This window comes from Micrococcus sp. iso_239, assembly GCF_056173395.1.
This window is the reverse complement of the sequence record NZ_CM149672.1, coordinates 1,527,506-1,540,426: the sequence shown is the minus strand read 5'-3', so window position 1 is coordinate 1,540,426 and position 12,921 is coordinate 1,527,506. Positions and strand designations below refer to the sequence as shown.

General features: G+C 66.0%; 19 protein-coding genes. 12 read left to right on the top strand and 7 right to left on the bottom strand.

Annotated elements, in window-relative coordinates:
- Positions 1–42: 42 nt before the first annotated feature.
- Both AC0VX2_RS07130 and AC0VX2_RS07125 read left to right on the top strand, forming a co-directional pair.
- Positions 43–1,068 carry a helix-turn-helix domain-containing protein gene (locus AC0VX2_RS07130; RefSeq protein WP_101966225.1) on the top strand — a complete coding sequence of 342 codons (1,026 nt, stop codon included), beginning with the start codon at positions 43–45 and terminating at the stop codon, positions 1,066–1,068.
- Positions 1,065–1,418 carry a hypothetical protein gene (locus AC0VX2_RS07125; RefSeq protein WP_070708719.1) on the top strand — a complete coding sequence of 118 codons (354 nt, stop codon included), beginning with the start codon at positions 1,065–1,067 and terminating at the stop codon, positions 1,416–1,418. Before AC0VX2_RS07130 ends, AC0VX2_RS07125 begins: the two co-directional genes overlap by 4 nt.
- Here AC0VX2_RS07125 and AC0VX2_RS07120 read toward each other — a convergent pair.
- Complete coding sequence (locus AC0VX2_RS07120) at positions 1,408–1,845, bottom strand: MarR family winged helix-turn-helix transcriptional regulator (protein ID WP_020621643.1); 438 nt, start codon at positions 1,843–1,845, stop codon at positions 1,408–1,410. The genes AC0VX2_RS07125 and AC0VX2_RS07120 overlap by 11 nt on opposite strands.
- Positions 1,846–1,922: 77 nt before the next feature.
- Here AC0VX2_RS07120 and AC0VX2_RS07115 point away from each other — a divergent pair, with 77 nt between their 5' ends.
- Entirely contained in the window at positions 1,923–2,297 is a 375-nt protein-coding gene (locus tag AC0VX2_RS07115; RefSeq protein WP_020621642.1) for a VOC family protein, read from the top strand.
- 7 nt (positions 2,298–2,304) lie between these two features.
- On the top strand, positions 2,305–2,832 hold the full coding sequence (locus AC0VX2_RS07110; RefSeq protein ID WP_400395647.1) for a DNA glycosylase family protein: 528 nt from the start codon (positions 2,305–2,307) through the stop codon (positions 2,830–2,832).
- Here the strand turns inward: AC0VX2_RS07110 and AC0VX2_RS07105 are convergent.
- Positions 2,818–3,712, bottom strand: a protein-coding gene (locus AC0VX2_RS07105) for an IS5 family transposase (RefSeq protein WP_475432459.1) whose coding sequence is annotated in 2 segments (ribosomal slippage) — positions 2,818–3,354 and positions 3,356–3,712 — 894 coding nt in all. Because the reading frame shifts where the segments join, the coding sequence is not laid out codon by codon here. The two genes, AC0VX2_RS07110 and AC0VX2_RS07105, sit on opposite strands and share 15 nt — an antisense overlap.
- Positions 3,713–3,848: 136 nt before the next feature.
- Between AC0VX2_RS07105 and AC0VX2_RS07100 the strand changes: the two genes are divergently transcribed.
- The 5 genes from AC0VX2_RS07100 (at position 3,849) to AC0VX2_RS07080 (ending at position 7,495) form a co-directional block, all read left to right on the top strand.
- A complete protein-coding gene (locus tag AC0VX2_RS07100) occupies positions 3,849–4,109 on the top strand; it encodes a DNA glycosylase family protein (protein WP_400395609.1) in 261 nt (86 codons plus the stop codon).
- A gap of 3 nt (positions 4,110–4,112) precedes the next feature.
- Positions 4,113–5,561 (top strand): cysteine--tRNA ligase, encoded by a 1,449-nt coding sequence (gene cysS, locus AC0VX2_RS07095; RefSeq protein ID WP_070708717.1) that lies wholly within the window; start codon positions 4,113–4,115, stop codon positions 5,559–5,561.
- Between the two features lie 126 nt (positions 5,562–5,687).
- The gene (gene msrB, locus AC0VX2_RS07090; protein WP_020625393.1) at positions 5,688–6,164 is read left to right on the top strand and encodes a peptide-methionine (R)-S-oxide reductase MsrB; all 477 of its coding nucleotides are present in this window, start codon (positions 5,688–5,690) and stop codon (positions 6,162–6,164) included.
- Positions 6,161–6,796 carry a peptide-methionine (S)-S-oxide reductase MsrA gene (gene msrA, locus AC0VX2_RS07085; protein WP_475432457.1) on the top strand — a complete coding sequence of 212 codons (636 nt, stop codon included), beginning with the start codon at positions 6,161–6,163 and terminating at the stop codon, positions 6,794–6,796. Before msrB ends, msrA begins: the two co-directional genes overlap by 4 nt.
- A 12-nt stretch (positions 6,797–6,808) precedes the next feature.
- On the top strand, positions 6,809–7,495 hold the full coding sequence (locus AC0VX2_RS07080; protein WP_240739669.1) for an RraA family protein: 687 nt from the start codon (positions 6,809–6,811) through the stop codon (positions 7,493–7,495).
- 2 nt (positions 7,496–7,497) lie between these two features.
- Here the strand turns inward: AC0VX2_RS07080 and AC0VX2_RS07075 are convergent, their stop codons facing one another.
- On the bottom strand, positions 7,498–8,253 hold the full coding sequence (locus tag AC0VX2_RS07075; RefSeq protein ID WP_101966172.1) for a helix-turn-helix domain-containing protein: 756 nt from the start codon (positions 8,251–8,253) through the stop codon (positions 7,498–7,500).
- A complete protein-coding gene (locus AC0VX2_RS07070; RefSeq protein WP_020625383.1) occupies positions 8,250–8,741 on the bottom strand; it encodes a hypothetical protein in 492 nt (163 codons plus the stop codon). Before AC0VX2_RS07070 ends, AC0VX2_RS07075 begins: the two co-directional genes overlap by 4 nt.
- Positions 8,742–9,141: 400 nt before the next feature.
- On the opposite strand from AC0VX2_RS07070, the gene AC0VX2_RS07065 reads away from it, so the two are divergent.
- Positions 9,142–9,780: a TetR/AcrR family transcriptional regulator gene (locus tag AC0VX2_RS07065; protein ID WP_043279902.1), complete on the top strand. Its 639-nt coding sequence runs from the start codon at positions 9,142–9,144 to the stop codon at positions 9,778–9,780.
- On the opposite strand, the gene AC0VX2_RS07060 is transcribed toward AC0VX2_RS07065, so the two are convergent.
- Genes AC0VX2_RS07060 through AC0VX2_RS07050 form a run of 3 tightly spaced genes read right to left on the bottom strand, consistent with a single transcriptional unit; the run spans position 9,750 to position 11,388 of the window.
- Positions 9,750–10,040, bottom strand: a complete 291-nt coding sequence (locus AC0VX2_RS07060; RefSeq protein WP_020625381.1) for a DUF6510 family protein — start codon at positions 10,038–10,040, stop codon at positions 9,750–9,752. The two genes, AC0VX2_RS07065 and AC0VX2_RS07060, sit on opposite strands and share 31 nt — an antisense overlap.
- The gene (locus tag AC0VX2_RS07055; protein WP_043279907.1) at positions 10,037–10,795 is read right to left on the bottom strand and encodes a ferredoxin reductase; all 759 of its coding nucleotides are present in this window, start codon (positions 10,793–10,795) and stop codon (positions 10,037–10,039) included. The genes AC0VX2_RS07060 and AC0VX2_RS07055 overlap by 4 nt, the downstream gene beginning before the upstream one ends.
- Positions 10,795–11,388, bottom strand: coding sequence for a molybdopterin-dependent oxidoreductase (locus AC0VX2_RS07050; RefSeq protein ID WP_067115756.1), 594 nt, complete (start codon positions 11,386–11,388; stop codon positions 10,795–10,797). Before AC0VX2_RS07050 ends, AC0VX2_RS07055 begins: the two co-directional genes overlap by 1 nt.
- 217 nt (positions 11,389–11,605) lie before the next feature.
- On the opposite strand from AC0VX2_RS07050, the gene moaA reads away from it, so the two are divergent.
- Entirely contained in the window at positions 11,606–12,664 is a 1,059-nt protein-coding gene (moaA, locus tag AC0VX2_RS07045) for a GTP 3',8-cyclase MoaA (protein ID WP_043279905.1), read from the top strand.
- Between the two features lie 2 nt (positions 12,665–12,666).
- A complete protein-coding gene (locus tag AC0VX2_RS07040) occupies positions 12,667–12,903 on the top strand; it encodes a MoaD/ThiS family protein (protein WP_020625377.1) in 237 nt (78 codons plus the stop codon).
- Positions 12,904–12,921: the final 18 nt, after the last annotated feature.

The following is a 12,921-nucleotide window of genomic DNA, read 5'->3' as shown; positions in this document are numbered from 1 at the left end:
GGAATCAGACCGGGGAAGCCCGGAAGACCGGCGGAGGCTGTAATGATGCAGCAGACATGGGACTCGCGCAGCATCGATCCACGTGACCGCGTGGAGACGATCCGCACGATGCTCTGCGAGAACCTCGTCCAGACGGACCTGACTCTCGACCCGCAGGGCCGCGAGGCGCATGTGAACGTGTCCTACCAAGACATCGGGCAGCTGAGAGCGTTGTCCGTCAAGACGGTGCCCTCGCTGGCTGCCCTCGCTATGCGTCCCCAGCGGATGATCATGTCGGACGACGACGAGTCATTGTTCGTGGTCTTCCAGCGCGGCAACCGGTCGATGCTGCGCCGTGGCGATGACCAGACCGTGATGACCCCGGGCAGCATCGTCGTTTACCCGAGCACGAGCCCCTACGTCCACGCCTTCGACGAAGGAGTCATCGGGGACTTCTTCCGACTGCCGTTGGGTGTGGTGGGGTTGACGGCGGATCAGGTCGCTGAGGTCTCGGGTGTGGACCTGCAGGAGCGGACCTCGCTGGCGGCGCTGCTGCGGTCCGTGCTCGGGGGCGTGATGGACTCCGAACTCAGCCTTCGCGACGAGGTGGACGTGTTCGCGCCCGTCGCCGACCTGCTGAAAGTCACCCTGCTCAGCGCCCTCACTCCCGACCGCGCCACGACCCGGTATCCGCTGGCCGAGCAGATCGTCACCTACGTGCTCGACAACCTCACCGACCCCGGTCTCGGAGCCGCCCGGATCGCGAAGGACCTGCACGTGTCCGAGCGTCTGCTCTACGCAGAGATGTCCCGCGCGGACATCAGGCTCGCGCAGCTGATCCAGTCCCAGCGCCTGCGTCGCGTCCGCGACGCCCTGACCGCACCGGCCACCATCGACGTCCCCATCGGCATCCTCGCCCAACAGCACGGGTTCGTCTCCGCCAGCCACTTCAGCCGCATCTTCCGCGAAGAATTCGGCACCACACCCCGCCAATGGCGCAACAACACCACACCTCGCCCCGATGAGATCCAGGACGAGAGTCGACTGGATCTCCCGCAGCAGATCAGACCAGAGGAGACGTACGGATGAACGAGCCGCTGTCTGATCTCGCCGTCGTTGACGCGGAGGAAGTTCGAGCATCGGATATCCCTCGCGCGCTGACGGCCGCATCGATCCTGTACGAGGACGGGGCGACGCAGGCATTCGCCGAGAACGGCAAGACCGTGTATGTCGAGAACGGAAGACCCACGTTGGGGGAGTGGTACGTGGATGCAGAGGGGCAGTTCTGCTCCTTCTGGCCGCCGGACTACCGAGCGTGCTACGAACTGCGCTGGCTCGTCGAAGATGAGCGGATCACTGGTCTGCGCTTCCGCCGCGGCTCCTACACAGCCGTCGGCCGGTACCAGCTCCCCGGGCCTGACAATGCTGTCAAGGAATGAGCAGGGCGTCTCGGCAACGGGCCAGAAGCTCGTAAAGACGGGCGCGCTCCACCAGCTCGACCTCCATCGTCATGCGTTGAACAACCGAGGACACTTCCTCATGCGCGCGTTCGAGGAGGAGCTCTGCGGCGTCGTTCAGCACCACGCTCCGTTCTCGCCGGGGTCCAGGATCACTCGAGCGGGTCACCAGCCCCCGCTTCTCCAGTCCCTGGAGCAGCACGTTCATCGACTGACGGGACACGAACGCGCGTCGGGCGAGCTCGGAGCTCGTGATACCTGGCGTGTCCTGCAAGGCGGTCAAGCACGCGTACTGCGGCACACTCAGCGCGAGCGGGCGAAGCCGATCGTCCATTCGCTGGTTCAGGAGCGACTGCGTCTCCTTGATCAACACCCCCAACGACTCCGGGCTCCGGTCCAATGCATCCATGTCAATAGTTTGACACACACTCCACTGAGTGTCAGGATATTGACACTGGCGTTATTGAACAGAACAGGAGCTTGCTCATGGCAGCAACAACCACCGGCCCGGGCTTCATCTCTTTCCAGGTGCGGGACCGCGCCGTCTCCGCGGAGTTCTACGACAAGCTCGTCGGACTCACACGGCTCCCAGACTCGAACCCGGCAGCGACCGTCTTCTCCGCAGAAGGAACCGCGTTCGCCGTCCGCGACCCGTTCCCGGGCGTGGATCTCGACGCGATCCCTCAGCTCGGCGCCGGCATCGGCGTCTGGTTCCGCAACGATGACGCGGAACGCGTGCACGCACGACTCGTCGACGCGGGAGTGGCGATCGTGCAGGAACCGGTCGAGGGGCCGTTCGGCCTGCAGTTCTCGTTCCGAGACCCCGACGGCTACGTCGTCACCATCCACGCCCGCGCCTAACACCACCATGGCGCAGCACACCCTCTCGGTCCCAGTGCTCGGGCCGTGGTCGTTGCGCACCAGCAAGCGGTTCTGGGAAGAGTTCACCCCTACCGCGATCGAGTCCGGCGGCGACCCGGACGTCCTCTCCGCACGCTTTGTGAGCGAGCACGACTGGACGTCCGTATCCGCCCACGTCACCCAGAGCGGGGAGAGCGCCCAGATCGGTCTGTCCGGCCCGGGCGATCTGACCGCAGCCGCCGAGCAGGTGCGGCGCTTCCTCTCTCTCGATGTGGACGCGCGGGAATGGCCGGCCGTCGGCGATCGCGACCCGATCGTCGCCACCGCCCAAAGGGCGCTCCCCGGATATCGCCCGTGCGGCTTCCATTCCCCGTACGAAGCCGCAGCCTGGTGCGTCTTGTCGCAGCGCACCCGCGTCCCGGTCGCTGCCCGACTCCGCCGCGACCTTATCGTCGCGCACGGCAACGACGGGGTGTTTCCCGCGCCCGATGCGCTCATCCGCGCCATCGACGCCGAAGAACTAGGGCATGTCTGACAATCGTTTTGACCATGCGAGCACAGCATTCAGGACCACAGCGGCCCTGTAGATGATCGCGTACTTGTCATACCGGGTCGCCAGACCCCGCCACTGCTTCAGGTGCGCGTACTGACGCTCGATGACATTGCGGCCCTTGTAGGCGGCCGCGTCGAGGCCAATGGGGCGCCCGCCGCGGGCACCGCGCCGTCTGCGGTGGCCCTGCTGGTCGGCTGGTTCGGGGATGACCGCTTTGATCCCACGGGCGCGTAGGTGGGTGCGGATCGCCCGGGAGGAGTACGCCTTGTCGCCCAGCACCGCCGCAGGGCGGGTCCGGGGCCGCCCTACTGGCCGGGTCACGCGCAGCTGCTCCAAAAGAGGAAGCAGCATCGGGGAGTCCCCTGCCTGGCCGGGGGTGATCAGGCTGACCAGCGGCAGCCCGGTCCCGTCCACGAGCTGATGGATCTTCGTGCTCAGCCCGCCACGGGAGCGCCCGATGCCGTGATCGGCCGGTTCCTCATGCGGATTCTTGTAGTTCGATCCATCCCCCTGTGTGGCGGGTGATGTTCGTCGCGTGCTGGTGGGCGCGGGCGATCGTGGAGTCCACCGAGACCGACCAATCGATCAGGCCTTCGGCGTCAGCGGCGGCGGTCAGCGTGGCCAGCACCGTGTCCCATGTGCCTTCTTCGGCCAAGCGCCGATGCCAGGTCCACACGGTCTGCCAGGGCCCGTAGACCTCGGGCAGATCCCTCCAAGCGATTCCGCACCGGTACCGGTAGATGATCGCCTCCACCATGGTGCGGGCGTCGGCGAACGGCCTGCCGGCGCGGCCGGTCCGGGTCGGGAGCATCGGGGCGATCAACTCCCATTGGGTGTCAGAGAGCATCTGGAACCGGGACATGTCCCCAGGGTCTCAGCTGACTCGTGCATCTATTCTCAGACACGCCCTAGACCTACCCGGTCGGAAGCCAGAGTATCTCCGAGCTGTCGCAAAGGCCGCACTCACCGGGCTGCTCAACGGTCCTCGGCTCCGAACGATGCCCGAAGAATCGGCTCGCCGCGACCTGCTCACGGTGACAGGCATCGGCCCGTTCGCCACGGACCTCATCCTTATCCGCGGCGCCAACGCCCAGGACATCCTTCCGCGCGCGGAACGCCGCCTCTACGCCGAGATCTCCTACCAGTACGGGCCCGACTCGGTGCTCGAGGAGGTCGCGGAACGCTGGCGCCCCTTCCGCTCCTGGGCCGCCGTCCACCTCCGTGCGCTCCGAGAGCAGCGCACCCGTGAGATGGGCTGATCGATGACGTTACGGCTCTTCGATAGTGGAACGTCATCGCTACGCACGTTCGCGCCCCTGCGACCGGGCCACGTCGGCATCTATCTGTGCGGTCCGACTGTTCAGGCTCCGCCGCACGTCGGTCATCTCCGATCCGCAGTGGTCTTCGACCAGCTGCGACGATGGCTCCAGATCGGCCACGAGCTCGACGTGACCCTGGTGCGAAACATCACCGACCTGGACGACAAGATTCTTGCCGCGAGCCAGACGGCGGGCGTTCCATGGTGGGCGTGGGCGGCTCGTCATGAGAGGGCGTTCGCCGACGCTTATCGCAAGATCGGTATCTTGCCGCCGACGATCGAGCCGCGCGCGACAGGGCACACCGCCGAGATGCTTACCTTCATCGACCGGCTGATCGCCCGGGGCCACGCGTACCGAGCGGGAGGGGAAGCGGGGGACGTCTACTTCGACGTCTCATCATGGCCCGGCTACGGGTCTTTGACCTCACAGGAGCACGGCACTCTCCGCGGAGACGAACATACCGATCAGGCAACAGAGAAACGTGACCCTCGCGACTTCGCGCTCTGGAAGTCGGCTCCCCCGGACGCGGGGGCCAGCGAGGAGATCGTTGCTCCTGCGGCATGGGCTTCGCCTTACGGGCCGGGACGCCCCGGATGGCATCTGAGCTGTTCGACAATGATTCTCCGCTACCTGGGAGAGAGCTTCGACATCCACGGTGGCGGGCTCGACCTGCGCTTTCCTCATCATGAGAACGAACAGGCGCAGTCCCGTGCCGCCGGATACGGATTCGCGCGCTACTGGATGCACAACGGCTGGGTCACGTCCGGCGGCGACAAGATCAGCAAATCCCTCGGCAACGCGACACCCCTCGACGAGCTACTGCAGCACATGCGTCCTCTCGACCTGCGCTACTACCTCGGATCGGCCCACTATCGGTCGAACCTGGAACTGACCGACTCCGCCCTGCGATCCGCCGCGGCGGCGATGCGCAGGATCGAAGACTTCATCACCCGGAGCGCCAACCACTCGAGGCGCGCGGCGGACGCGGACATGCTGCCGGTCGCATTCCGAAACGCCTTGGATGACGACCTCAACATCCCCATGGCACTCGCGGTCCTCCATGACGAAGTCAGGCGGGGCAACACCGCCCTCGCCCAGCACGACGCGCGGACCGGTGCCGACACGCTGGATGCGGTGCTCGCCATGACTGACGTCCTCGGCATCAACCCGCGCGACAGCCCGTGGGACGAATCAACGGCCACACCCCCGCGCGCCGAGCGCGCACTGGAGGCCCTGATCGCACAGGCGCTCGACCAGCGAGCCCAGGCACGTGCGGCCGGAGACTTCCGCACTGCAGACCGTATCCGTGACGAACTCGACGCCGCCGGGATCGTGCTCAACGACAGCCAGTCAGGTACGACATGGGGCTTCACCGAAGGCCATACCTCATAGCCCGGAACAACAACAGGAGGATTCTTGAAGTCACAGCCCACTCCCAGGCTCACGGGACCAAACCGCGTCACCCCGGCGTTATCAACAGTGACGCCGCAGCCAGCGGCGCCGAACAAGGAGGACATCGTGTCGCACGACTACAGCAAGACTTCTGAGGCCCTGAGCCGCCTCAACGACCAGCAGTACCGCGTCACCCAGAAGGACGGCACCGAGCCGGCCTTCCGCAACGAGTACTGGGACAACCACGAGGACGGCCTGTACGTGGACGTCGTCTCCGGACAGCCGCTGTTCTCATCCACCGACAAGTACGACAGCGGAACCGGATGGCCCAGCTTCACCAAGCCGGTCGTCGCTGACGCCGTTCACACGAAGACGGACCGATCCCTCTGGATGCCCCGCACCGAGGTCCGCTCTACCGGGGCGGACAGCCACCTCGGGCACGTCTTCGACGACGGCCCCGCGAACGCCGGCGGCCTGCGCTACTGCATGAACTCCGCCGCGCTGCGGTTCATCCCCGTCTCCGACCTGGAGGCCGAGGGGTATGGAGAGTTCCGCTCACTGTTCGAGACCACCACCACGACCACGAAGGAGCACGCATCATGACCAGTGGAATTCACGACACCGGAGAGGTCACCCGCACACCCGGCACCGAGACGGCCGTCCTGGCCGGCGGCTGCTTCTGGGGCGTGGACGAGCTCATCCGCAAGCAGCCGGGCGTGATCAGCACCCGCGCCGGATACACCGGCGGGCAGAACGATCACGCCACCTACCGCAACCACCCCGGCCACGCCGAGGCCGTGGAGATCGTCTTCGACCCATCGAAGACGACGTACCGGGACATCCTGGCGTTCTTCTTCCAGATCCACGACCCGTCGACCCTGAACCGTCAGGGCAACGACATCGGCACCAGCTACCGGTCGGCGATCTTCCCGCTCACCCCCGAGCAGGAGCAGGTCGCCAAGGAGACGATCGCCGACGTCGATGCCTCCGGTCTGTGGCCAGGATCGGCTGTCACCACGATCGAGCCCGCCGGCCCGTTCTGGGAGGCCGAGCCTGAGCACCAGGACTACCTCCAGCGGTATCCGAACGGCTACAACTGCCACTACCCTCGTGCCGGCTGGGTCCTGCCCCGCCGCATCCAGGCGACCGAGGCTTCCGTTCGACCATGTCCACGTGGGGGCGTGCCACCGCTGAGCCGGTGGCACGCCCCCGCGTCATCAGTGACGGAGGAATGATGCGGAACGACCGTGAACGAAGATGAAGACAACGCGGTGGAGCGACGTCGCGCAGCGTCAGCCGCAGTCCTCACATGCGCAGACCTGACCGATGCGCTCGGCCGGAAGCACCGTCACCGCGCCCATATCACCGGGCTCGTCAGCCCGGCACCCGAACGCATCCTGTTCGGGCGCGTCGCGACGATCTCCTTCTTCCCGACCTGCCACGCCATACTTGACCCGGAGGAATACACCTTCGGACGGCTGTTCCACCAGGCCGTCGACGGATCACCAGCCAATCCCGGCAACACGGTCCTCGTGATGGCCAGCAACGGCCACAGCTCGACGTCTCTCGCCGGTGGAACGAAGCTCTCCCGTGCGACCAACGTCGGCCTCGCCGGCGTCCTAACTGACGGACGCCTTCGCGACTTCGACGAACTGGCCGCGGAACCGTTCGCCGCATGGTGCTCGGGAGAGGCCGTCGCCTGGGGTGGAGCAGTGGTCACGCCGTTTCAGGCAAATATTCCCGTCGTCATCGAAGGAGTGGGCATCTATCCGGGCCAGTACATCTTCTGCGACTCATCGGGAGCCGTCGTCATCCCCGACAGCGACATCGACGAAGTGCTTGAGACCGCCCATCAGGTCCGTGCCGACGACAGCGCGTCCCGTGACCTGATCGCGCGGGAAGGTCGCAACGAAGGCTTGACGCGCGAGCGGTGACCTCACGGTCCCGGTGGTGTGGTGTTGTTGCGCCATTGGCGGGGTGTGGTGCCGAATTCTTCGCGGAAGATGCGGCTGAAGTGGCTGGCGGAGACGAATCCGTGCTGTTGGGCGAGGATGCCGATGGGGACGTCGATGGTGGCCGGTGCGGTCAGGGCGTCGCGGACGCGACGCAGGCGCTGGGACCGGATCAGCTGCGCGAGCCTGATGTCCGCGCGGGACATCTCTGCGTAGAGCAGACGCTCGGACACGTGCAGGTCCTTCGCGATCCGGGCGGCTCCGAGACCGGGGTCGGTGAGGTTGTCGAGCACGTAGGTGACGATCTGCTCGGCCAGCGGATACCGGGTCGTGGCGCGGTCGGGAGTGAGGGCGCTGAGCAGGGTGACTTTCAGCAGGTCGGCGACGGGCGCGAACACGTCCACCTCGTCGCGAAGGCTGAGTTCGGAGTCCATCACGCCCCCGAGCACGGACCGCAGCAGCGCCGCCAGCGAGGTCCGCTCCTGCAGGTCCACACCCGAGACCTCAGCGACCTGATCCGCCGTCAACCCCACCACACCCAACGGCACCTCGACAATCATGCGATCGGCATCCTCGGTGGGCATCGCGCTCTCCACCGTCGAGCGGGGGACAACGACGATGCTCCCGGGGGTCAGCTCGGTGTCCCGCCCCTGCAGCGACAGGACCGAGGCGTTCCGACGCTGGTAGATGACTAACAGGTAGTCCTCGCTGCGACCACGGGGAGAGCTGACCGTCGTCACAGGACTGCTTCCTCGATCAGCTCATAGATGTTCGCCCGGCGGAGGTCGCTGGCGTGAAAGACGAGCCCGTCGCCCCGGTGCGGTGGCTGCTCCGCGACATGCCGCACGCACGCGGCGGCGAGATCTCGCTCGGTCGGCGACATCACCACGACTCCAATCACGGTCGTGTCCGCGCCGACGAGATTGGTGGCGCTCCTGCTCACCTCACCGACTACGCCCGTCGCCAACCTGTGTACTCGGGCCCGAGACATCGTGCCGGCACCGTCGAACGCCACCACCACCGTTCCGGGCCGAACGATGTGCAGCGCGGCGGTCACCTCATGCTCGATACGCGAGGCCAACGCCCGTCGAGCCCGGATGCCCAGGCCCCTACGAAACCGATAGGCCGCCACGACCAGGCGCTCGTCCTCAGCCACCCGCTCCGCAAGAGGCGAGGGAACGAGCATCAGAAACTCTTGCGCGTCACCGAGCTTGACCGGCAGGTCCACCGAACGCCCCTCTCCTGCGGAGCGCGCAACGTTCTCGACGGGCGCGCGTGGGCAGCCGCACCGAGCCCTCGGCTCGGACTTTCTCGCGCACACGGAAGATCCGTGAGCCGCGTGGCTTCCCGCACATCATGACCACTAGCCTACGACGACAGAAAAGGACTCGCCAGACCAAAGTATGAGCGGGACGTCGATTGACGAGAGGTGTAGCAGGTCTGAAAAGCAGGACGCTTGGATCGCCATAGGTGTTTCGGATCGACTTGGATAAGGACTCCGAGGTCCATTATTGTGAAGGTGTGAGATGCGAGCGTCCCGCTCCGCTGGACTTCACTGGGCCGGCCGGGCTGGCATCGCGTGACGGACGACTTCGAGTCCTGCGGACGGAGGAGACTACCCTGGAGGCGTGACTGCCGACGGAACGAGTGCGCGCCGGTTGACGCCGAAAGGGGCGGCAACGAGGGCGCGTATCGTCGACGCAGCGAACCAGTTGATGTATGAGCGAGGCGTTGCGGCGACGACCCTCGCCGACGTCCGAGCCGCCAGCGCGACATCGAAGTCTCAGGTTTATCAGCACTTCGCCGACAAGGACGCACTCGTGAAGGAAGTCATCGAGACCCGGGCGGAGGACGTCCTGACGCAGCAGCGCCGGCGCCTTCGACGCGTGGAATCCCTACGCGGGTTCGAGCTGTGGCGGGATGAACTCGTCGAACGCAACGCGCTACGCGACGGCGCGTACGGGTGCCCGCTCGGGTCTCTGGCGAACGAGATCGCAGACCACAATGAGGATGCCCGCCGGGCGATCGCTGCCCACTTCGATGATTGGCTGGAGATGCTGATCGATGCCGTGGAGAGGCTGAAGACACGCAGCGTGTTGCGCAGCGATGCGGACTCGCGAGCGCTTGCCATTGGGCTGCTATCGGCACTGCAGGGAGGTTATCTTCTGGCGAAGGCGAGTCGAGATGTTTATCCGATGCGTGCCGCTCTCGACATGGCTATCGCACAGCTCAGGGCCTACGCGACTGAGACCGACTCCTCAGCCTGATCCCGCCTCATCGCGAACGCGGTCATCCCCGCGAAGCTGAGGAAGAGGCGTTCACCGGCGTCGATGATCGTCGCCAGCACGTGGCTGCACGTCTTGCAGCGTACGACCAGCCCCGGGGCGTCCGGATACACGATTGCCTCGCCAAGGGGCGCGACGCGCCCGCAGCCTCCGCACCGTCCTTCGATCATCGTTGCATCGGGCACGAGAAAATCCGCGAGAGTCCCGGCGAGGATGTTCCCGTCGAGGTGGCTGGTCATCATAGGCCTCCGAATCGTTCGGTGAGGATGTCTTGCGGCGCATGGCCGAGCTTCACGAGCCACGGCGCGACGGCTTCGACGAAGCCTGTCGAACCGCACACGAAAATGCGTGGGCGGTCTTCCGGAGGGAGCGTCCGCGCCGCGATAGTCGACTCTGTGAGCCGTCCGACCGGATCTTGCCACCCAGCTGGCGCTCGTCGCGTGTACACGAGGTCGATCGCGAACGACCCGTCCGACAGCTCGAGGAACTCCTGGTGGAAGTAGACGTCCTCCGGGGTGCGCACCGAGTACAGCAGCCGGAACGGAACGGGATCGGATGCGGCCGCATGAGACGCCGCCATCGCGTAGAGGGGCACGACACCTGACCCGCCGGCGATGAGCTGCACGGGGCGCTGGCTCTGTCCCGGGCGCCAGAGGAAGAACGATCCCAGCGGTCCGTGGACCTCGAGCTGGTCACCGACGCGCAGTTCACGGACGAGGAACGGAGACACCTCGCCATCGGGCAGCTCATCGACCGCAAGGACGATCGTTCCGCCCGTCTCGGAGGATGCGATCGAATACGAACGTGTCGCCTGGTAGCCGTCCGGAGCGGTCAGTCGCAGATCGAGATGGCTGCCCGCCTCGCTCCCCGGCCACCCCGGGACATCGAGCACCAGCCGAACCGCAGTCGGCGTCTCTGGACGCACCTCCGAAACCGTGGCGACGAACCACGACGGCCTCACGCGGGGGCGAAGCGGAGCGAGCCGGGTCTGCTCCATCACCAGTAGCGTTCTTCCTTCCACGGATCACCGTAGATGTGATAGCCGCTCTGCTCCCAGAACCCAGGGTCGTTCGTCGGCATCATCGTCAATGCCCGGACCCACTTCGCGCTCTTCCAGAAGTACAGATGCGGGATCAGGAGACGTGCCGGCCCGCCGTGTTCTGCGTCGAGCGGTGCGCCTTCGGCCTCGGTCGCGATCCAGGCCTTGCCATCCAGGAGATCCTCAAGCGGCACATTCGTGGTGTAGCCGCCGTAGGAGTGCGCCATGACGTAGTCATGGGATGTCTCGACGTTCTCGAACAGCTTGTCCAGGCTCACCCCGCGCCAGGCCATGTCGAGCTTGGACCAGTGCGTGACGCAGTGGATGTCGACCGTGATGTCCTCGGCACCGAGCGCCAGGAACTGCTCCCAGTTCCAGTGATGCTCGGTACCGGTTTCATCGAGGATGGCGAAATCCCACGTCTCGGTATCGACATAGGGGGTGGGACCGGCGGTGAGCACCGGCCAGTTGTCGAACAGCGTCTGTCCCGGAGGGAGCTGATCATCGGGTCCACGCCGGCGTCCCGCGAATCCGCGAGTAGTGAACGACATACATCGCCCCTTCCGTCTTCTCTGGCTGTACACCACCGACGATATTGCGGGAGCTCTCTCGCTGATCGCCTGGTCCTGCGCGGAACTTGCCCATGACTGCAGGTGATGAGTCCCCGGCGTGAAAACGGGCCACTGTGCCGACCACACTGTGGAACAGGACGCCCCACCGGGCGACCTCGCCCCCCCCCCCGCAAGCATCGAGAAGAAGTCTGTGACCATGTGCCCTGTTGCGCTCGGCATGCCGACCGTTCGCCATCGCGCGCGCTCGACGGTCGGCCGACCCGAGACACCGTTTCTCGTGGACAGGTTCGGGCGCATCGCGCGAGACCTGCGCGTATCGATCACAAGCGCCTGCTCACTGCGTTGCACATACTGCATGCCGGCGGAAGGCCTGCCCATCGTCCCTCGCGGGGAGTTGCTGACTCCGGAAGAGATCGCGCGTCTGGTCACCATAGCCGTCCACGATCTCGGAGTCCGTGAGGTGCGCTTTACCGGCGGCGAGCCGCTTACGCGACCTGATCTGGTCGAGATCGTGCGCCAGACGACGACAGCCGTGCCCGGCCTGCCGGTGTCGATGACGACCAATGGGATCGGCCTCGACCGCAAGGCGCCGCAGCTTGTGGAGGCTGGACTGACGCGGATCAACGTGTCGCTGGACACGATCGACCGCGAGCATTTCGCCGCTGTCACCCGACGCGATCGCCTGCCTGCCGTGCTCAGGGGGATCGAGGCGGCACAGCACGCAGGGCTCAGCCCGATCAAGATCAACGCGGTGGCGCTGCGCGAGACCCTCGCGGATGCGCCCGACCTGCTGGCGTGGGCGCTTGCCAACGGCGTGCGGTTGCGGTTCATCGAACAGATGCCGCTGGATGCAGATCAGACATGGCGCAGAGACCACCTCGTCTCCGCCGAAGAACTTCTGTCTGTGCTCGGACGCCGATACCGGCTGACCCCGGCCGGGCGTGAAGACCCGTCCGCTCCCGCAGAGGAGTGGCTCGTCGACGGAGGCCCGGCCACCGTCGGCATCATCGGGTCCGTCACACGCAGCTTCTGCGACGCGTGCGACCGAACCAGGCTGACAGCCGAAGGCTCGGTACGTTCCTGTCTGTTCGGAGACGACGAGACAGACCTGCGCACGATGCTGCGAAGTGGAGCAGACGATGCCGCTATCGCCGACGCCTGGCGGGCGACGATGTGGGACAAACAGGCTGGGCACGGGATGGAAGAGAAGAGCTTTCGTCGACCGGCCCGTTCCATGGGAGCGATCGGAGGCTGACGATGTCACGCATACTCGTCCGATACTTCGCAGCCGCCGCTGAAGCGGCTGGCTGCGAAGAAGAGCACGTCGAGGCGACGACCCTCGGAGAGGCGAAGGACGCGCTCCTCACAGCTCACCCGGCACTCGAGCCGGTGATCGCAAAGGGGACATTCCTCGTCGACGGCATCGCCTCACGCGATCCCGCGCGACCGGTCTCCGCGCAGGTGGACGTGCTGCCCCCGTTCTCCGGCGGCTGAGCCAAACCACAAGCGGCT